Source organism: Flavobacterium sp. (genome assembly GCF_027484705.1).
GTDB lineage: Bacteria > Bacteroidota > Bacteroidia > Flavobacteriales > Flavobacteriaceae > Flavobacterium.
Genome location: NZ_JAIXSL010000024.1, coordinates 58,496 through 77,265 on the forward strand (window position 1 = coordinate 58,496; position 18,770 = coordinate 77,265).

At 42.9% G+C, this 18,770-nt stretch carries 19 protein-coding genes; 8 read left to right on the top strand and 11 right to left on the bottom strand.

Translation table 11 applies throughout. The features are described 5' to 3' along the window. Positions 1–50: 50 nt before the first annotated feature. From ychF to Q0058_RS13810, 6 genes are all read left to right on the top strand, one after another. Positions 51–1,145, top strand: coding sequence for a redox-regulated ATPase YchF (ychF, locus tag Q0058_RS13785; RefSeq protein ID WP_298224925.1), 1,095 nt, complete (start codon positions 51–53; stop codon positions 1,143–1,145). Positions 1,146–1,298: 153 nt separating this feature from the next. Beyond that, positions 1,299–2,819 carry a response regulator gene (locus tag Q0058_RS13790; RefSeq protein ID WP_298224927.1) on the top strand — a complete coding sequence of 507 codons (1,521 nt, stop codon included), beginning with the start codon at positions 1,299–1,301 and terminating at the stop codon, positions 2,817–2,819. A gap of 258 nt (positions 2,820–3,077) precedes the next feature. Then, positions 3,078–3,755 (top strand): porin family protein, encoded by a 678-nt coding sequence (locus Q0058_RS13795; RefSeq protein ID WP_298224929.1) that lies wholly within the window; start codon positions 3,078–3,080, stop codon positions 3,753–3,755. A gap of 74 nt (positions 3,756–3,829) precedes the next feature. Beyond that, positions 3,830–4,819, top strand: a complete 990-nt coding sequence (locus Q0058_RS13800; RefSeq protein ID WP_298224931.1) for a transglutaminase domain-containing protein — start codon at positions 3,830–3,832, stop codon at positions 4,817–4,819. 102 nt (positions 4,820–4,921) lie between these two features. After that, the gene (locus tag Q0058_RS13805; protein WP_298224933.1) at positions 4,922–6,784 is read left to right on the top strand and encodes a DNA topoisomerase IV subunit B; all 1,863 of its coding nucleotides are present in this window, start codon (positions 4,922–4,924) and stop codon (positions 6,782–6,784) included. Positions 6,785–6,920: 136 nt separating this feature from the next. Beyond that, positions 6,921–9,617 (top strand): DNA gyrase/topoisomerase IV subunit A, encoded by a 2,697-nt coding sequence (locus Q0058_RS13810; protein ID WP_298224935.1) that lies wholly within the window; start codon positions 6,921–6,923, stop codon positions 9,615–9,617. A gap of 132 nt (positions 9,618–9,749) precedes the next feature. Here Q0058_RS13810 and Q0058_RS13815 read toward each other — a convergent pair whose 3' ends face one another. The 11 genes from Q0058_RS13815 to Q0058_RS13865 all read right to left on the bottom strand — a co-directional run bounded on the left by Q0058_RS13815 (position 9,750) and on the right by Q0058_RS13865 (position 17,281). Then, a complete protein-coding gene (locus Q0058_RS13815; RefSeq protein WP_298224937.1) occupies positions 9,750–10,184 on the bottom strand; it encodes a glycine zipper family protein in 435 nt (144 codons plus the stop codon). Between the two features lie 156 nt (positions 10,185–10,340). Then, a complete protein-coding gene (locus Q0058_RS13820; RefSeq protein WP_298224939.1) occupies positions 10,341–11,201 on the bottom strand; it encodes a TerC family protein in 861 nt (286 codons plus the stop codon). A gap of 24 nt (positions 11,202–11,225) precedes the next feature. Continuing rightward, a complete protein-coding gene (locus Q0058_RS13825; RefSeq protein ID WP_298224941.1) occupies positions 11,226–11,594 on the bottom strand; it encodes a DNA topoisomerase IV in 369 nt (122 codons plus the stop codon). 98 nt (positions 11,595–11,692) lie between these two features. Then, positions 11,693–12,262 (bottom strand): DUF1572 family protein, encoded by a 570-nt coding sequence (locus tag Q0058_RS13830; protein ID WP_298224943.1) that lies wholly within the window; start codon positions 12,260–12,262, stop codon positions 11,693–11,695. A gap of 53 nt (positions 12,263–12,315) precedes the next feature. After that, on the bottom strand, positions 12,316–13,008 hold the full coding sequence (locus tag Q0058_RS13835) for a DUF2490 domain-containing protein (RefSeq protein WP_298224945.1): 693 nt from the start codon (positions 13,006–13,008) through the stop codon (positions 12,316–12,318). Positions 13,009–13,046: 38 nt separating this feature from the next. Further along, the gene (locus Q0058_RS13840) at positions 13,047–13,619 is read right to left on the bottom strand and encodes a pentapeptide repeat-containing protein (RefSeq protein ID WP_298224947.1); all 573 of its coding nucleotides are present in this window, start codon (positions 13,617–13,619) and stop codon (positions 13,047–13,049) included. Then, complete coding sequence (locus Q0058_RS13845; protein ID WP_298224949.1) at positions 13,619–13,849, bottom strand: DUF6095 family protein; 231 nt, start codon at positions 13,847–13,849, stop codon at positions 13,619–13,621. Before Q0058_RS13845 ends, Q0058_RS13840 begins: the two co-directional genes overlap by 1 nt. A gap of 273 nt (positions 13,850–14,122) precedes the next feature. Then, positions 14,123–14,941, bottom strand: coding sequence for an N-acetylmuramic acid 6-phosphate etherase (gene murQ / locus Q0058_RS13850; protein ID WP_298224951.1), 819 nt, complete (start codon positions 14,939–14,941; stop codon positions 14,123–14,125). 54 nt (positions 14,942–14,995) lie between these two features. Beyond that, on the bottom strand, positions 14,996–15,718 hold the full coding sequence (locus Q0058_RS13855) for a YoaK family protein (RefSeq protein ID WP_298224953.1): 723 nt from the start codon (positions 15,716–15,718) through the stop codon (positions 14,996–14,998). A gap of 130 nt (positions 15,719–15,848) precedes the next feature. Then, positions 15,849–16,517: a ZIP family metal transporter gene (locus tag Q0058_RS13860; RefSeq protein ID WP_298224955.1), complete on the bottom strand. Its 669-nt coding sequence runs from the start codon at positions 16,515–16,517 to the stop codon at positions 15,849–15,851. Then, positions 16,517–17,281, bottom strand: coding sequence for a class I SAM-dependent methyltransferase (locus Q0058_RS13865; protein WP_298224958.1), 765 nt, complete (start codon positions 17,279–17,281; stop codon positions 16,517–16,519). Before Q0058_RS13865 ends, Q0058_RS13860 begins: the two co-directional genes overlap by 1 nt. 69 nt (positions 17,282–17,350) lie before the next feature. On the opposite strand from Q0058_RS13865, the gene Q0058_RS13870 reads away from it, so the two are divergent. Then, positions 17,351–18,541 (top strand): THUMP domain-containing protein, encoded by a 1,191-nt coding sequence (locus Q0058_RS13870; protein ID WP_298224960.1) that lies wholly within the window; start codon positions 17,351–17,353, stop codon positions 18,539–18,541. Next, positions 18,534–18,770 (top strand): hypothetical protein, encoded by a 237-nt coding sequence (locus Q0058_RS13875; RefSeq protein ID WP_298224962.1) that lies wholly within the window; start codon positions 18,534–18,536, stop codon positions 18,768–18,770. The genes Q0058_RS13870 and Q0058_RS13875 overlap by 8 nt, the downstream gene beginning before the upstream one ends.

Genomic DNA, 18,770 nt, shown 5'->3' on the forward strand with positions numbered 1-18,770 from the left:
TTTTAACGAATAATCACGGTCAACGCTAAGTTTTCCGTAAACCCAAGCATATGAAAGCAGGAATTGTAGGATTGCCGAACGTAGGAAAATCAACGTTGTTTAATTGTTTGTCGAACGCCAAAGCGCAAAGTGCCAACTTCCCGTTTTGTACCATCGAACCGAATATTGGAGTGGTGAACGTTCCTGATCCGAGAATCGAAAAACTCGAAGAACTTGTAAAACCCGAGCGTGTGCAGATGGCAACGGTCGATATCGTCGATATTGCCGGTTTGGTCAAAGGCGCGAGTAAAGGCGAAGGTTTGGGGAACCAGTTTTTAGGAAATATCCGCGAATGTAACGCGATTATCCACGTGTTGCGTTGCTTCGACAATGACAATATTGTGCACGTTGATGGCAATGTGAATCCGATCCGCGACAAAGAAACCATCGATATCGAATTGCAACTGAAAGACCTTGAAACCGTTGAAAAACGTCTAGAAAAAGTCAACCGCGCTGCGAAAACAGGAAACAAAGAAGCACAAGTAGAGAAAGGGTTGCTCGACAGAATCCGCGAAACTTTATTGCAGGCGAAATCCGCAAGAACCGTTATCCCGCAAAACCACGACGAAGAAGAACTCATGGAAAACTTCCAACTGATCACTTCAAAACCGGTGCTTTATGTCTGCAATGTAGACGAAGGTTCCGCTGTCAGTGGAAATACGTACGTGGATCAAATCCGCGAACTCGTTAAAGACGAAAATGCCGAAGTTATTGTGCTCGCCGTAGGAACAGAAGCCGACATCACCGAACTCGAAACTTATGAAGAACGCAAAATGTTTCTGGAAGATTTAGGATTGAGCGAACCGGGTTCTTCAGTACTGATTCGTGCCGCCTATAAATTGTTGAAACAACAAACTTATTTCACCGCCGGCGTCAAAGAAGTCAGAGCTTGGACGATTAATATCGGTGCCACCGCACCACAAGCCGCTGGTGTTATTCATACCGATTTTGAAAAAGGATTCATCCGTGCCGAAGTGATTGCTTATGATGATTTCGTGTCTTTCGGTTCCGAAGCCAAAGTAAAAGAAGCTGGAAAACTGCGTGTGGAAGGGAAAGAATACATCGTCAAAGACGGCGATGTGATGCATTTCCGCTTCAATGTGTAGTGTCAGTATTTATACGTAATCAAAATAGAAAAGCTCGTAAATTATTTTACGGGTTTTTTTGTTTTTTAGTCTAGCTTTGCGTTACTTTATGCGACCCTAAATCCTACTACATAGTTTCGGTCGTAATACCGCCGGAATGAAGAAATATCCGATATGATGAGTAATGCGCCTTTACATCACAAGCTCAAGATTCAAATCGATAACCACTTATCGAAAGTACTCTCAGATAACCTTCCTGAAATTCAGAATTTTATTAATGAAGTCAATCAAACGTATCTAAACCACGAAAAAGTTGCGAAATCGTCTAAGAAAACCTCGCAGCTCACGCGGAAGGAACTCATCGAAAGCAACGCCAAACTCAAAGAGGAATTAGACAAAAAAGTAGTTTTTCAGGACAAACTTATCGCCGCAATCCAACAGCTCAACGGAGCAGGAAAAGACCTCGAGCACAATGACAATCTCGATGGTTTGCTCGATATCCTTCACAAAGAAATCGAACTTAAAAAAGAATTTCAGCAGCAACTCTTCAATTCCAAAGCGATGGCCGAGGAAGCCAATGAAGCCAAGTCCGAATTCCTATCGACGATGAGCCACGAAATCCGCACGCCGCTTAATGCGATCATCGGACTGATTTACATCATGGAAAAGGAAAATTCGCTGCAGAGTTTCCATGAGAATATCGAAGTGCTTAAGAATTCGGCGCAGAATTTATTTTTGTTGATCAATGACATTCTGGACTTCAGCAAAATCGAAGCGGGAAAAGTCGATATCGAAAAAATCCCGTTCAATCTCGAACAACTCGCACAACAAATCGCCAAATCGATGGAAGCCCGTGCGTCTGAAAACCTCAATAAAATTGAAGTCGTCGTCGATCCTGATTTTGTACCCAACCTGATCAGCGATCCGCTGCGCATCAACCAAGTCATTACGAATCTCGTATCGAACGCAGTTAAATTTACTTACGACGGAACCATCACGATCAAACTCAAACAAATCGCCGTACAGAACAAATTCTCCACTTTCAAAGTCGAAGTCATCGACAACGGCATCGGCATCGATAAAGAGAATTTCCAATCCATTTTTGAGAAATTCACCCAAGCCGAAACCAAAACTTCGCGGCTTTATGGCGGCACCGGTTTAGGACTTGTCATCACCAAAAAACTCTTGAGTTTACTTGGTTCTGAAATCAAATTTGAAAGCGAACTCGGTGTGGGTTCCAACTTCTATTTCACGATGCATCTGCCCATCGACATCAAACAGAACGCCGTCAATACGCATGATTTGCAGGAAGATTACAAAGAAGAAAACCTCAAAGGGCTCAAAGTATTACTGGTCGAAGATAATTTAATCAACATCAAAATCGCGCAGAAAATCATGGGCCAATGGGACGTTGACGTAGATTTGGCAGAAAACGGGCTCATCGGTGTCGAGAAATTCAACAACAACAAATACGACGTCATCCTCATGGATCTTTCGATGCCCGTCATGGACGGTTACGACGCCACCACGGCGATTCGCCAGACCGACAAACTCATTCCGATCATTGCGCTCACGGCTTCGGCTTCGTTCGGCTATCTCGACCGCGCGTTGCAGATCGGCATCAACGAATACATCATCAAGCCGTTCAACCCGAAAGAACTTAATATGAAATTGCGGAAGTATTACAATCCTTAATTTCAGGGCCATCAACCGGCTGTCCATTCCCAAGATTTTCACCGAAACCCTTTTTTTGCTCGCACCGAAAAGCGCTTCCGTGGGTCGCGTTTTCAGCACGGCAAAAAATAGCGTTTGGGCAAAAATGCTTTCCATTGCCATCCGGGGCAGGTATTCGTTTCCAAATTAAAGTCTGTCCTAAATCTTACAGTCTATTAAGCAACAATCCAAAAGAAATAATATATTGCGCTCTTATAAACATACAATCCGTAAAATCCCATGAAAAAATCAATCGTGTTCCTGTTCTTAATGTCATTGTTTACGAGCCTTTCCTTCGCGCAACACCGCCAGAAATTTGGCATCAACACAGGAGTAACTTATTCCGCATTCCGCAATATGGATGTGCCAAATGTAGATTACGGGTACGAAACCGGTATCTTGGTCGGGCTTTCTTACGAGTATTACCTCAGTGAAAACTTATCGATCAAAACCAATTTATCATATGATAAAAAAAGCAGTAAGGGAAGCACGCATACGGTAGTGCAGGAGTTTCCAGATCCGGCATTTACGGAGGCTGATATTAATTTTAAGTTCCATTATAATTATCTGACTTTACCGGTATTGCTCAAATACGAATTCAAAAATACCCACGGATTTTTCATCAATGGCGGGCCGTTTTTTGGTTACCTGCTCGATTCTGAATTTGAAGGAAGTGCCTCCGATGGTATAACCTCTCAAAATTACACAGAATCTACAACCGATTATAACAACAAATTCGATTTTGGTATCACTTCAGGCATTGGGAAAGTTTTCCAGTTAAAAAACAAAAGCAGCATCGTAGTCGAGTTCAGAAACAATCTCGGACTGTTCCAAACCAACAAGAACAATACTTTTAACAACAATACCGTACGCTCTAATTCGTATAATCTGTTGGTTGGTTGGTCTTATGATCTTTAATCGCTTCGGCAATATAAACTTATGTTTTTTCGTTATCATCAGTAATGATTTTCACGACCAATCCAAATTCAATAATGAAAAAACGATTCCTGAATAAGATGGTTTTGAGCTGTCTCTTAATGCTGTTTTTTGCCGCCAGCGGTTATTCCCAATCCTACAAAACGATTGATGACGCTGTAGCCAATTACCCGAAATCGTTCACGTCGCCCGAAAAACTCGCGGAGAAAATCAAAACCGATTTCACGACCGAAGAAGAAAAAGCGCGCGCCATTTTCACCTGGATTGCGCTCAACATCCGTTATGATCTTAAAGCATTCCAATCGCAATTGAACAATCCTAAAATGGCTTATTCGTTTACAAGCGAGGAAGACCGTATTGTCAAAGAACAAAAATTCCGTCGCGACGGAGCCGTTGCATTATTGCGCACTAAAAAAGGCGTTTGTCAGGATTATACGGCGCTGTTCCATACGGTTTGCGAACTTTCTGGCTTGAAATGTATGACCATCGTCGGAACTTCTAAAACCAATCTGGTGCATATCGGCAAATTACCCACGACGAGCGACCATGCGTGGAATGCTGTAAAAGTTGGCGATGCGTGGCGCTTCATCGATGTGACTTGGGCTTCAGGTATGATGAACCTCGAATCCGGAAAAATGATCCAGCAGTTCAACGACGCGTACTTTTTTACGCCACCCGGAATCTTTTTCCTGAACCACTTTCCTGATGACAAACGCTATCTGATGACCGATAAGACCGCGCAGGATTTTGCGGCGCTTCCGCTATATTACGGGCGGTATCTCAAATCCGGCTATGAATTTCTCACTCCGGAAAACGGCATCTTTTCCATCAAAGAAACCCAAGACATTACATTCAGTATCGCTGACTTGCCTGAAAATGATCAGATTGCCTATGTGTTCAGCAATGATGGTAAAGGCAATCTGGTGACAGTGGAACGCGATGGAAAGACCGCCACATTTCACATTCCGCTGACGAAAAGAAACCGCGGATTTCTGACGATTTATGTCAATCATGAGTCTGTCGTGGCTTATAAAATTATTCCCTGAAATCCCGAAAACACTGTCAATATCATCTTAATAACTTTACGTCGTAGCACTTCCGATTTTTGCTGAGATAGCTTACATTAGCGTCATTCCTTAAAATCTGCTATGTCCGAACAAAATCAATATACGGAAGACAATATCCGCTCGCTAGACTGGAAAGAACACATCCGCATGCGGCCCGGAATGTATATCGGAAAACTCGGCGATGGTTCGTCGCCTGATGACGGTATTTATATCTTGCTCAAAGAAGTCATCGACAACTGTATCGATGAGTTTGTCATGGGCTCGGGAAAAACCATCGAAGTCACGATCAAAGACAAAACTGTTTCGGTGCGCGATTACGGTCGTGGCATTCCGTTAGGGAAAGTCGTTGATGTGGTTTCTAAAATGAATACCGGTGGAAAATACGATTCGCTAGCGTTTAAAAAATCAGTTGGGCTTAACGGTGTCGGTACGAAAGCCGTCAATGCTTTGTCGAATTATTTCCGCGTAGAATCCGTGCGTGATGACAAACAAAAAGCCGCGGAATTCAACGGTGGTAATCTGGTACTCGAAGAAGATGTCATCGAGACGACCAAACGCAAAGGAACCAAAGTTACGTTTATTCCCGATGAAGCCATCTTCAAGAATTACAAATTCCGAAACGAGTATGTAATCAAGATGTTGAAGAATTACTGTTATCTGAATACGGGTTTGACGATCATCTACAACGGGGAGAAATTCTATTCCGACAACGGTCTGAAAGATTTGCTCGATGAGAATATCGCGATTGAAGACATGGTTTATCCAATCATTCACTTGCTTGGCGATGATATCGAAGTAGCGATTACGCACAGTAAATCACAATATTCAGAAGAATACCATTCGTTTGTGAATGGACAAAATACGACCCAGGGCGGAACGCATCTCGTGGCTTTCCGTGAAGCGATTGTCAAAACGATCCGCGAGTTTTACAACAAAGGTTTTGAGCCTTCGGATATCAGAAAATCAATCGTCAGTGCCGTTAGTGTGAAGGTCATGGAACCGGTTTTCGAATCGCAGACCAAAACCAAACTGGGCTCGACCGATATGGGTTCTGAACCCGGAATGCCCTCCGTGCGTACGTTCGTCAATGATTTCATCAAAACCAAATTAGACAATTTCCTGCATAAAAATCCTGAAACCGCCGATTTGCTGTTGCGCAAGATTTTACAGGCCGAACGCGAACGTAAAGAGTTATCCGGAATCAGAAAACTTGCCAAAGACCGTGCGAAAAAGTCAAGTTTGCACAATAAGAAACTGCGCGATTGCCGCGTGCATTTGTCGGACATCAAAAACCCGCGTTACCTCGAAAGTACTTTGTTTATCACTGAGGGAGATTCGGCTTCGGGTTCGATCACCAAATCGCGTGATGTCAATACGCAGGCCGTGTTCAGTTTGCGCGGTAAGCCTTTGAACTCTTACGGCATGAGCAAGAAAATTGTGTATGAGAACGAGGAATTCAATTTGTTGCAAGCCGCTTTGGATATTGAAGATGACATGGAAAACTTGCGTTACAACAATATCGTGATTGCGACCGATGCCGATGTCGATGGGATGCACATCCGTTTGTTGCTGATTACGTTTTTCCTGCAGTTTTTTCCTGAATTGATTAAAGAAGGGCATTTGTATATCTTGCAGACGCCATTGTTCCGCGTCAGAAATAAAAAAGAAACGATTTATTGCTATTCTGACGAAGAGCGCAGAAATGCGATTGAAAAACTCAAACCGAAGCCTGAGATTACGCGATTTAAAGGATTGGGAGAAATTTCGCCCGACGAGTTCAAAAACTTCATCGGAGAAACGATCCGACTCGATCCGATTATGATGGATAAGAACACTTCGGTAGAGCAGTTGCTGTCGTTCTATATGGGGAAAAATACGCCCGACCGACAGGAATTCATCATCCACAATCTGAAGGTGGAACTCGATGTCGTGGAAGCGAATTAATCAATGGTAACGAAAGCCCTAGCCCTGATTGTAACGGCATCCTTTTTCCGGCTTCTTTAGACGGAAAAAGATATAGTGAAAAGCAGGAAAAGCTTCTAAAATAAAATACTAAAATTCTGAAAATAATTCAGCATTAATGAAAGACGAAGAAGACGAAAACACTAACGATGATTTGGAAAATGACGGCACTGACGAAAATTCCCAAGAGGAACTTTCCGAGGCAGTAGCACCAACTTCTGAGCATCATTTTTACGAAAACGACGAAGACGCCAGCGATACGATTACCAAGGTTACCGGAATGTATAAAGACTGGTTCCTCGATTATGCTTCGTATGTCATCTTAGAGCGCGCGGTTCCTGCGATTGAGGACGGTTTCAAACCCGTACAGCGCCGTATCATGCATTCGCTCAAAGAACTTGATGACGGCCGTTACAACAAAGTGGCGAATGTCGTTGGGCACACGATGCAGTACCATCCGCACGGTGACCAAAGTATCAGCGACGCGATGGTGCAGATTGGCCAGAAAGAATTGCTGATCGATTGTCAGGGAAACTGGGGAAACATCCTCACAGGCGATGGCGCCGCGGCTTCGCGTTATATCGAGGCGCGTTTGTCGAAGTTTGCGTTGGAGGTTTTATATTCGCCGAAAATCACCGATTGGGGCGTTTCTTATGACGGAAGAAGAGCGGAACCGAACAACCTTCCCGTAAAATTTCCGTTGCTTTTGGCGCAAGGTGCTGAAGGGATTGCGGTGGGTTTGTCGACGAAAGTGTTGCCGCACAATTTCAATGAGCTTATCGATGCGTCGATTAAGATTTTAAAAGGCAAACCTTTCCAGATTTTTCCTGATTTCCAAACGGCCGGAATTGCCGATGTTTCTAATTATAACGATGGAATGCGCGGCGGTCGCGTTCGGGTTCGTGCGAAAATCGGGCAACTTGATAAAAACACTTTGGTCATTACGCAGATTCCGTATTCGACCAATACGACGACTTTGATCGACAGCATTTTGAAAGCCAATGAAAAAGGTAAAATCAAAATCAAGAAAATCGAAGACAATACGGCTGCTGAAGTCGAAATTCTAATTCATTTATATCCCGGCGTTTCTCCCGATAAAACGATTGATGCGCTGTTTGCCTTCACGGCTTGTGAGACTTCTGTCGCGCCTTTGGGTTGCGTCATTGAAGACAACAAACCTTTGTTCGTAGGCGTTTCGCATATGTTGAAGATTTCAACCGAACGCACGGTACAATTGCTCAAAAGCGAACTTGAAATTCAGCTCGGCGAACTTGAAGAACAATGGCATTTTCTGTCACTCGAACGCATTTTCATCGAGAACAGGATTTACCGTCTGATTGAGGAAGAAACGACCAAAGAAGGCGTGATTTCCGCGATCGATGAAGGCTTGAAACCTTTCGTCAAACCGTTGAAAAGAGCGATTACCGAAGAAGATATTTTGCGCTTGACCGAAATCAAGATCATGCGTATTTCGAAATTCGACAGCAATAAGGCGCAGGACAAAATCGACGCGTTGGAAGGCGACATCGAACAAGTCAAACACGATTTGGAACATTTGACCGATTTCGCGATTGCATACTTTACCAAACTCAAAGAGAAATATGGCAAAGGCCGCGAACGCCAGACCGAACTCAGGATTTTCGACGATATTGAAGCGACGAAAGTCGTTTTGAGAAACACCAAATTGTATGTGAACCGCGAGGAAGGTTTCATCGGAACCGGACTCAAGAAAGACGAATATGTGACCGATTGTTCTGACATCGACGACATCATCGTATTCCTGCGCGATGGTAATATGATGATTTCAAAAGTCGATGATAAGAAATTCGTCGGCAAAGACATCATTCACGTGGCGGTGTTTGACAAGAGCGACAAACGCACGATCTACAACATGATTTACCGCGACGGGAAAAACGGCCCGGCTTACATCAAACGATTCAATGTTTCGGGTGTGACGCGCGATAAATTATACGATCTGACCAATGAAACCAAAGGTTCGCAGATTTTGTATTTTACTTGCAATCCGAATGGGGAAGCCGAAGTAATTACAGTTTTATTGCGTCAGGTTGGCAGCATCAAAAAGCTCAAATGGGATTTAGATTTTGCAAGTATTGCGATTAAAGGCCGTGCTTCGAAAGGAAATCTGGTGACGAAATACCCAATTAAGAAAATTGAAATTAAGGAAAAAGGTATTTCGACGTTGTTGCCAAGAAAAATATGGTTCGACGATACGGTGCAGAAACTCAATACCGACGCGCGTGGTGAATTGCTTGGGGAATTCCGTCCGAGCGACAAAATCCTCGTGATTTCACAAACCGGAAAACTCAAAGTGATCATTCCAGAACTTACGACGCATTTTGATGAAGACATGGTCGTGCTTGAAAAATGGATTCCAAGCAAACCGATTTCAGCGATTTATTACGACGGCGAAAAAGAGCGCTATTATGTGAAACGTTTCCTCGTCGAAAGCGAAGGCAAGGAGGAAAGCTTCATTACGGAGCATCCGAATTCGCAATTGGAAATCGTCGCTACGGATTACAGACCAGTGGCAGAATTGGTGTTCAATAAGGTCAAAGGCGTGCAAAAGGAAAACCAAGTGGTCGATCTCGAAGCATTCATCACGGTCAAAGGCTTTAAGGCTTTAGGAAATCAACTCACGACGGATAAATTAAAGCAAGTGAATCTGTTGGAACCATTGCCTTACGAAGCACCGGAAGAAGTTCTAGAAACCATAGAAGTGATCGGAGAAACCCAACCCGATATTGCCGACGAAGACATCCAACTGGATGACGACGGACAGATTACATTGTTTTAAATCATTGTGGATTTGTGGATTCGGTTATTCGGTTATTCGAATCAACAAATAACCGCATAACCAAATCCACGACAAACAAAAAAAGGCGCAAAGAATTTAATCTTTACGCCTTTTCTTTTCATAGCAATAACTTTATTTGCCTTGTTTGGCTTTTTCGCTGTCAATGATGGCTCCGGTTCCGGCACCCAAACCTGCACCGGCAAGTCCGCCTATGATGGCACCTTCTCCTTTTTTCTTGGAGACCGCAGCACCGGTAATGGCTCCGACACCCGCACCAATTACAGCGCCTTTGGCGGCACGGCTCCAACCTTTTCTTTTTTCGGTTACGGTCGTTGTGGTATTGGTATGCGTGACGGCCTGACGCGAATGTTTTTCTTTTTCGACGATGGCTTGCATCGAGTCAATCGATTTTTGTTTGGCGATTTCCATTTTTTGCTGGGCGAGTACGACATTCATCGAATCGATAACGGCCTGTTTGTCTTCTTCGACGACCTTGGCTTCGTTGGCGGTTGGCTTACACGAAAACACAGTCAGGCTTAACGTGAGGATGATGATTAACTTTTTCATAATGTAGTGTTTTGAATTGAAAGTAAAGATGAGGGAAACCATTCCAAAAGGCTTACATTTTTCAACTATTAATTTGTAGGATTTGCTATATCATCAATTAAAAAAGGCGTGAAGAAATAATCTTCACGCCTTGATTTATCTTACAGTTAAAGCACTTTAATCCATCAAATCGGTATCTTCGAGTTTTTTATCTCTAATCTTATTGTTGTGCAATTTCACAGGATTTTTTGATTTTTTGATTCTTAAATTGAGGAATTCCACAAACAACGAGAAGAAAATCGTAAAGTATAAATAACCTTTCGGAATGCTCGTCACTTCGCTGTCGCCAAAGAATTTGAAATGTGCCAGATGCGAACCTTCTGCAATCAACATCACGCCAATCAAAATCAAAAACGACAAGCCCAAAATCTGGATCGTCGGATGGTCATTCACAAACTTGCTCACCGGTCCGGCGAAAATCATCATGATCAGAATGGAAATCACCACCGCCAGAATCATAATCTCTAAAGCACCGGCGTAACCGAATCCACCTTCAGGAATCGGTTTCATACTGATCAAACCGACTGCGGTCAAAATACTGTCGAACGAAAAAACCAAGTTCAACACCGCAATCTGAATAATCGCATTCACTAAAGTATTCCCCGCTTTGGCATTCGCGCCGTCTTCTTCGCCTTCGAGTTTGTGGTGAATTTCAGTCACGCTTTTGTACAGTAAAAACAATCCACCTCCAAAAATAATGATGCTCTGCCCAGTAATGTGCGCCGAGAACCAACCCCATTCAAGACTGATCAAAGTATCCTGCAAGCTCAACACCCATGTGATGCCGAACAACAAGATGATCCGGAACGCCATCGCCAGAAGCAAACCAATACGGCGCGCTTTCGGTTGGTCTTTAGCCTCGAGTTTCCCCGACACGATCGACAGGAATACGATATTATCAATCCCGAGAATAATCTCCAGAAAAGTCAAAGTCAATAAAGCTACCCATGCATCGGGGTTTAAAAATATTTCAAACATAGTATCTATTTATCAGTTTAAGTTTTAGATCTTTCTCGCCGTTCCGCGTTGTTTCTCATCATTGCCCACCGCAGCGAACTCAAAAGTATAGGAATTTTGCGACGTGGTCAAAATTTTTATCGAGATTGCCTTTTCCTCAGCCATATTTTTCGGATGCAGTTTCTGCAACACATACTCGCAGTCGTTCACCCAACGGATCGAAGCCGTGTCGGTCTTGCCTTTATAAGTCTCAATCACCATCGAATCGGTGCGGATCGAAACTGTTTTATGCTTCACGCCATTGATCGTGATCTCCGATTCAAAAGTTCCGGTCTTAAAATCCTTGCAGTTGCGCTCGGCATTGTAGCACGAAACCAGCAGCAGTAATAACGGTAAAAGTGTAATTTTTCTCATAAGTTTTTTTAGAAGCTATTTCCCGCTTTCATTCCAATCTTTTTTGTTTTTAAAGAAAAAACAAAAAAGGATTTTCCCTTCAATCGGGGCTAGGGCCATTATTTCAATCGACGTATTTCTTCGTCCGTAAAATTCTTGATGCTTTTGTCTTTCGCAAATTTATCGGCATTATAACTTTTCGACGCATTTCTAGGAATCGACAAACTATCCCAAGCGGAACTTTTCAACTGTTTCGCATAAAACACGATCTGCCCGATATGATACGGATAATGCGCCAACTGTCGGTTGATCGCTTCCACGACCGTGTGGCCTTCGTTGCGGATGTAAATGATCTGCGAAAGCTGTTCGGTTTGCAGACTGTCAAGCGCGCTTAGAAAACAAGTCCAGCCTTGGTCCCAAAACGCCATGACTTCTTCTTTGGAGGTCAGGTCGTTTTCAAATTCGGCATCGCGCTGACGCCATTCTTTTTCGCCATCGGTCGTCAGGAAATCCGTCCATCGCGAGAGCATGTTTCCCGATAAATGTTTGACAATCGTCGCGATACTGTTTGTGTCTTCGTTCACCATCACAAAAAGTTGCTCCGGTTCGAGTTGGCTCATGGCTTTCTCGCCGAGCATTTTGTAATAGAGAAACTGTTTTCTGACACTTTCGAGGTAACTTTCAGTCATACTTCTATATTGTTTATATATTTAATGATACTTACTGAGACTCATTCGACCCATTAATTATCTTTTGAATTACTATCCGCTGGGGTAGACTGCTTTCTAAATAGCTCCAGAAAATAGCCCACTTGCAAAAAATCTCGACCGGTTTCGTCATTTATTTTATAATCAAATTGATGCAAATAACCCATTTGAAAAGTAGTAGACTTTGTCGGTTTATAGCTAAAAGCGAGCAACGCCCGATTTCTTTCAAAATACGGTTCCTTGTTTGTAAAAAAGAGTTCGTTACTGGCACTAACCTGAAAGGGCTTAAATCCGTTGCTTTCTTTTCCAAATGGATAAGCTATACCAAGTCTGTAGCGGTAGCGATTTCGGTAACCATTGCTGGTATATCTAAATTCAGCCCGGTAGCGCTGCTCGACAGTAAACGCGCCTAGTTTTTGAGAAAGTATAACTTGTGGCCAAATTCTAAATTCGTTATTGTTTTTTGGCTGCACAAAGTTTCCGCCCTCTTTATACGTTTGGTAACTCCCGGCACCCAAAGTCAACTTTAGATTTTTTAATGCTTTAAAGTCAAAACCACCTTTATATTCGTAATAGTGAAAGTCATCATAAAAGTGCAAGGAACGCAATTGCGCTTCCCCAAACACGCTCATATTATCATTGAAAGTATATTTTAGATTGAACACATTCCAACTGCCCAATTCGCTTGATTGACCAAAAGCACTTGACGAAAAGTTGAGCAATAACATAGCAATGTAAATGTAAATGATTCTCATGTACCACGCGATTATTCTATTGTAATATCGTATTGTTCTAAAAGTCCCATGATTCCTGAGGTTGCGAACTTGGCTTTCTTCATCGGGTTGAACTGCGGGTCTATTTTATAATTTGCTGCGGTCGTAAAATCAACAGCGGCGAGTTGTGTTTCATTGAAAATCGCGTTTTCAAGATTGCAATGGTCGAACACGGATTGCGTAAGATTGGCGCCAATGAAAGTGACTTCCTTCATCGAACACGACACAAATTTGGTCTTGGGCATTTTCTTGTTCGCGAGCGAAGCGTAATCAAGCACACATTCCTCAAAACCCACTCGAAACAGAAAATCATTACAGCTTTGAAACTGGATGCCGAGCAACTTACAATTCTTAAAAGAAACATCCTGCAAACTCGTATTGCCGACCTGCATCATCGAAAGGTTGCAATCGATGAACTCGCATTCCATAAACGTGTTGTTCGAGAAATCGCTGTTCGAGAAATCACAGTTTTTAAACACGCAGCCTTCAAATTCACGGTTCTGGATTTTCGCGGCAATCGCGACGACCTTGTCAAAAGTCTTGTGGATGTGGATTAAATCTTCCATCAGTCTTGGTTGTTGTCAAACAGACTTTTCACTAAGGTCTGCACGCCTTTAAACAATAAGAAAACCGCACCAAAACAGATTGCGATGCCAACTGCCAAAACCAGCCAATGCCAGCCATTGTTCTTGTTGATGAACGCATTGTAAATCACTGATGGCCCAATAAACATAAGCGGCAAAGCCCAGGCTAAATACTGGATTCCTTTATTCAAGACTTCTTTATCGATTCCCATGTGGTGTTGACTTATAGTGGCGGTAAACTGCAAAAATAAAACTTCCTGCCGCATGAATGAAGATTATATACAGGAATAAAAATATTTTTTTCAATCCAAGCTGATCTTGCGCGAAAAAATGCAACGGCGAGAATAAAATCAGATAAAAATAAATTATGAAAACCAACACATTGATGGCGGCGTAACGATAAATGAGCGACCATTTCCTCAAAAGAAACAAACTCCAAATCATCATGATCGGAATGAGCGCTACAAGGCTGTAGAAAAAATACATTACTGTTTTTCGTTGAATGCATCAACGGCTTTCCGAACGCTGCCATGTTCCTGCAATAAAGCGGAAGCCTCTTCGTAAGCAACCGCAATTTCGTCCATAATCATTTTGACGCCGCGGTCTACGAGCTTGTTGTTGCTGAGTTGCATATCGACCATTTTGTTGCCTTTGACTTTGCCAAGTTGGATCATGGTTGCGGTCGAGATCATATTCAAAACCAATTTTTGGGCGGTTCCGGCTTTCATGCGCGAACTTCCGGTGACGAATTCCGGGCCGACGACAACTTCAATTGGGAATTTTGCGGTTAGTGCTAACGGGCTTCCGGCATTACAAGTAATTCCACCTGTAACTATGTTTTTCTGATGGCACATTTCAAGTCCGCCGATGACGTAAGGCGTGGTTCCCGACGCGGCGATTCCAATCACGACATCATTATGATCAATGTGGTGTTCCTGTAAATCGAGCCAAGCTTGTGTCGTGCTGTCTTCGGCATTTTCTACGGCACGGCGAATCGCTTGGTCGCCACCGGCTATGATTCCGTTGACGAGGTCGAAAGCTACGCCGAAAGTGGGCGGACATTCCGAAGCGTCTACGATGCCTAATCTTCCTGAAGTTCCCGCACCGATATAGAACAAACGTCCACCGAGTTTCATTTTTTCAACGACTGCGGCTACGAGATTTTCTATTTGTGGCAACGCTTTTTGCACGGCCAACGGAACGGTTTGGTCTTCGCGGTTGATATTAGTCAGCAATTCGTGTACGGACATTTTTTCGAGCTGTTCGTATTTCGAGGCTTGTTCGGTGGTTTTGGTGAAAGACATGCTGGAAGCTTAAATTTTTAGACCTTCAAAAATAGTGTTTTTTTGCTCGAATTTCTAATGTTTGTATTTCTTTTGGAGCAGTTTCACTTTGAGTTTGATGTTGTCGAAGATGATGCCCATTACCAACGCAAACGCACCAATGAACAACACATGCAAACCTATTTTAGAATAGAAAATCCCGCCGATGATGCCACCAATAAAAAAGAAGCTGATGATCGTCATTCGCAATCTTATCGAGGAATAAAGTTTTTCTCTTGTTTCTTTTTCGCGGTAGAAAAACAACTGTGACAGTTCAATGCCTAAATCGGTGAAAAGTCCGGTAAGGTGTGTGGTTCGGACTGTTGCGTTGGAGATTCTCGTCACTAACGAATTTTGTAACCCCATTGCAAAAAGCAAACTACAGGCGATAAGGTTTGGGTTTTCGATGATCATGTTTTTTCCGAAAATGGCGACTAGTAATAAAATCAAACTTTCAATCGAAGTTGGGACGATATAGACAAAGTTGTCATTCCTGCGCGAGATGATTTCAACCAAGAAATTCGATGAAAATGAGCCTAGGAAAAAGAAGAAAATGTAAAGGAAATAGATGAACCCTTGCCAGAAATTGAGTTTGAAAACTTCATCTACGAAAAAAGCAAAATGCCCGGTCACGTTCGTCGTGAGCTTGGCTACCGCAAGGAAGCCCGCCACATTGACAATTCCCGCAACAAACGACAGCAATGAGGCAATCTGCAAGTTGTGTTTGGCGGTTCTTCGTTTGCCTTGGTGTGTGAACATTTTGAATTGTGTTTCAGTTCGTGGTCTTTATACAAGGGTGCGTGAGGGATAGCAGCGATATCCTTTTGTGGCGGCGTTCGACGCAAAAGATTTAGCGAATAGCCCGACCCTTGTGGTCACGCCCATAAAATTACAAAAAATAAGCGAGTGCAATCCCGAGAAGGATCATCGAAATTTTGGCGATGTTGAATTTGTGTCCTTCGCTGCTTTCGAAAATGATCGTCGACGAAATATGGAACAGAATTCCTATGACAATGGCGGTGATTTCGGTATAATACGCATTGACAAACGGTAAAGCATCGGCTAAGAATGTTCCCAGCGGCGTCATCAGCGCGAAGGTCAGCATGAACGCAAAAATGGCTTTTTTGTTGAGCTGGCTTTTGATGAAAAACGTCGTTAAGATGACCGCGATAGGCAAGTGGTGGATGCCGATTCCGAGTGCTAAATTATGGTGGCGGCTCACAGGCAATCCTTCAAAAAAGGCGTGGAGGCAAAGGCTGATGAACAGCAACCACGGGATTTGCACCATTTTATCGTGGCCATGCACATGTCCGTGTTCGGCGCCTTGGGAGAAAAATTCCAATACGATCTGGAATAAAATCCCGACCATGATGAAAATCCCAACGGAGTGTGAATGACTTTCGTAAACTTCAGGCAGTAAATGAACAACCGTTAACGACAGTAAAAAAGAACCGCTGAATGCCAGCAATAACTTGAGGTTTTTCTTGTTGTTGGGTTTTAGAAACATCGCGATGCCGTAACCCAATAAGACCGATATGAGAGGCAATAGATAGTTCATTATTTGAAAATCATGATGAGACGTTCGCTATCGGTTTTGTGAAATTTCTTGAGTTTGTAATCGCCGAAAATGTCCAACAAATAAATGCCGGCTTCAGCCATCAAATCCTGGAAGTCTTGCAGCGTAAACGCGCGGACTTTTTCAGTGAAATGGTGTTTGATACCTTGATCATCAAAATCGATTTCTTTGTAGATATAACCGTCGATGTGGAAGCGCTTGATATGAAAATCGATACCGTCAACAGTTTTGGTTTCTTCGGGAACTAAGTTCGCTAAAACGTTCGGAACGTTCATGAAATCAATCACGCCGAAGCCATATTCTGAAAGGCTTTCTTTGATGGCGATGAGCGTTTTGAGATGGTCGGAATCGCACGCAAAATAACCAAAACTCGTGAACAGGTTGAAGATGGCGTCAAATTTTTCAGCAAAAGGTTCCCGCATATCATGCACTTGGAAATGCAGCGTGTCGTTCGCATTTTTGTTCGCAATCGCGATGCTGTTTTCAGATAAATCTACTCCCAGCACGTTAAAACCAAGTTGGTTCAAATAAATCGAATGCCTGCCTTTTCCGCAAGCTAAATCTAAAACTTTCGCATGTTCGGGCAAATTGAGGTAATGCGTGAGGTTGTCCATAAAAATCTGGGCTTCCCGATAGTTGCGTTCTTTGTATAAAACGTGGTAATAAGGAGAATCAAACCATGAAGCGAACCAGTTGCTGCAAGTGGAATCTTCGTTTTGAGATTTCGGTTTTTGAGAATTCGGCATTTAATCTTTCACATTGAATTATGAACGTGCAAATTTAGTGTATTTTTGCACCGAATACTTGATTTTGCCATGGAAAATAATTTTAAAATGATTGCCAAAACCTTTTTCGGTTTTGAAGAAATACTCGCCAAAGAGCTGCGCATGCTGGGCGCACAGGAAGTCGAAGAAGGCATCCGGATGGTCAGCTTTAAAGGCGATAAAGGTTTTATGTATAAAGCGAACCTGTCGTTGCGAACCGCTTTGAAGATTTTAAAACCGATTTACCATTTCCGAGCAAATACTGATTTGGCTTTGTATAAAGGCATTTCGGGCATCAACTGGTCGCAGTATATGAATTCGAATCAGACGTTTGTCATTGACACAACAGTGCATTCGGACTATTTCAAGCATTCGCAATTCGTGTCGCAGAAATCTAAAGATGCGATTGTAGACCAATTCAGAAACAAAACCGGACAACGCCCAAGTGTCGATAAGGATTATCCTGATTTGCGCATCAACATTCACATCGATAAAGATCAGGTTTCCGTAGCGCTCGATACTTCAGGTGCTTCTTTGCACCAACGCGGTTATAAAACAGCCACGAATATCGCTCCGATCAATGAAGTCTTGGCCGCCGGTATGATTTTGCTTTCAGGTTGGGAAGGCCAAGGCGATTTCCTCGATCCGATGTGCGGTTCAGGAACCATTCTCGCGGAAGCGGCGATGATTGCATGTAACATTCCGGCAAACATCAACCGAAAAGAATTCGCGTTTGAGAAATGGAACGATTGGGACAACGATTTGTTCGACCAGATTATGGATTCGTGTTTGAAGAAAGTACGCGAGTTTCATTACACCATCAAAGGCTATGACAAAGCGCCGAGCGCCGTTCAGAAAGCCAAAGACAATATCAAAAACGCGAATTTGGAAGAATACGTGACGGTTCAGGAAAAGAATTTCTTCGATACCGAAAAGGAAACCAAAGGCCCGTTGCACATGGTTTTCAATCCGCCGTATGGAGAACGTTTGGATATTGAGATGGAACGTTTTTACAGGGAAATCGGAGATACGTTAAAACAGAATTATCCAGGAACCAACGCGTGGTTTATCACAGCGAATCTCGAAGCTTTGAAATTTGTCGGTTTGAAACCTTCGCGAAAAATCAAATTGTTCAACGGAAGTCTCGAAGCGCGTTTGGTGAAGTACGAGATGTATGAAGGCAGCAAGCGCACGAAATTCAATTCGAATAATAATGAACAAATAACCAATAACGATGACTAAACTACAATTGCGTTCATTCGCTTACCAGTTAATCTCCTTCGGAATTTTATTTATCGGCTTGCAATTTTTAATAAAAAAATATACCGATTTATCAGGTTGGTTTATTCCGCTTACGGCTTTTGTGGTCGGAACCATTTTAGCACCGCAATTTCAGGCCGTCAAAACCAAAGACGGTGAAAAGTTGTTTATGAAGTGGATTTTTATGAAAGGCATTAAACAAATCAAATAA

What these genes read in the sequence shown, in the direction of transcription:
- ychF (WP_298224925.1), top strand. Translation starts at nt 51, where the DNA reads ATGAAAGCAGGAATTGTAGGATTGCCGAACGTAGGAAAATCAACGTTG.
- Q0058_RS13790 (WP_298224927.1), top strand. Translation starts at nt 1,299, where the DNA reads ATGATGAGTAATGCGCCTTTACATCACAAGCTCAAGATTCAAATCGAT.
- Q0058_RS13795 (WP_298224929.1), top strand. Translation starts at nt 3,078, where the DNA reads ATGAAAAAATCAATCGTGTTCCTGTTCTTAATGTCATTGTTTACGAGC.
- Q0058_RS13800 (WP_298224931.1), top strand. Translation starts at nt 3,830, where the DNA reads ATGAAAAAACGATTCCTGAATAAGATGGTTTTGAGCTGTCTCTTAATG.
- Q0058_RS13805 (WP_298224933.1), top strand. Translation starts at nt 4,922, where the DNA reads ATGTCCGAACAAAATCAATATACGGAAGACAATATCCGCTCGCTAGAC.
- Q0058_RS13810 (WP_298224935.1), top strand. Translation starts at nt 6,921, where the DNA reads ATGAAAGACGAAGAAGACGAAAACACTAACGATGATTTGGAAAATGAC.
- Q0058_RS13815 (WP_298224937.1), bottom strand. Translation starts at nt 10,184, where the DNA reads ATGAAAAAGTTAATCATCATCCTCACGTTAAGCCTGACTGTGTTTTCG.
- Q0058_RS13820 (WP_298224939.1), bottom strand. Translation starts at nt 11,201, where the DNA reads ATGTTTGAAATATTTTTAAACCCCGATGCATGGGTAGCTTTATTGACT.
- Q0058_RS13825 (WP_298224941.1), bottom strand. Translation starts at nt 11,594, where the DNA reads ATGAGAAAAATTACACTTTTACCGTTATTACTGCTGCTGGTTTCGTGC.
- Q0058_RS13830 (WP_298224943.1), bottom strand. Translation starts at nt 12,262, where the DNA reads ATGACTGAAAGTTACCTCGAAAGTGTCAGAAAACAGTTTCTCTATTAC.
- Q0058_RS13835 (WP_298224945.1), bottom strand. Translation starts at nt 13,008, where the DNA reads ATGTTATTGCTCAACTTTTCGTCAAGTGCTTTTGGTCAATCAAGCGAA.
- Q0058_RS13840 (WP_298224947.1), bottom strand. Translation starts at nt 13,619, where the DNA reads ATGGAAGATTTAATCCACATCCACAAGACTTTTGACAAGGTCGTCGCG.
- Q0058_RS13845 (WP_298224949.1), bottom strand. Translation starts at nt 13,849, where the DNA reads ATGGGAATCGATAAAGAAGTCTTGAATAAAGGAATCCAGTATTTAGCC.
- murQ (WP_298224951.1), bottom strand. Translation starts at nt 14,941, where the DNA reads ATGTCTTTCACCAAAACCACCGAACAAGCCTCGAAATACGAACAGCTC.
- Q0058_RS13855 (WP_298224953.1), bottom strand. Translation starts at nt 15,718, where the DNA reads ATGTTCACACACCAAGGCAAACGAAGAACCGCCAAACACAACTTGCAG.
- Q0058_RS13860 (WP_298224955.1), bottom strand. Translation starts at nt 16,517, where the DNA reads ATGAACTATCTATTGCCTCTCATATCGGTCTTATTGGGTTACGGCATC.
- Q0058_RS13865 (WP_298224958.1), bottom strand. Translation starts at nt 17,281, where the DNA reads ATGCCGAATTCTCAAAAACCGAAATCTCAAAACGAAGATTCCACTTGC.
- Q0058_RS13870 (WP_298224960.1), top strand. Translation starts at nt 17,351, where the DNA reads ATGGAAAATAATTTTAAAATGATTGCCAAAACCTTTTTCGGTTTTGAA.
- Q0058_RS13875 (WP_298224962.1), top strand. Translation starts at nt 18,534, where the DNA reads ATGACTAAACTACAATTGCGTTCATTCGCTTACCAGTTAATCTCCTTC.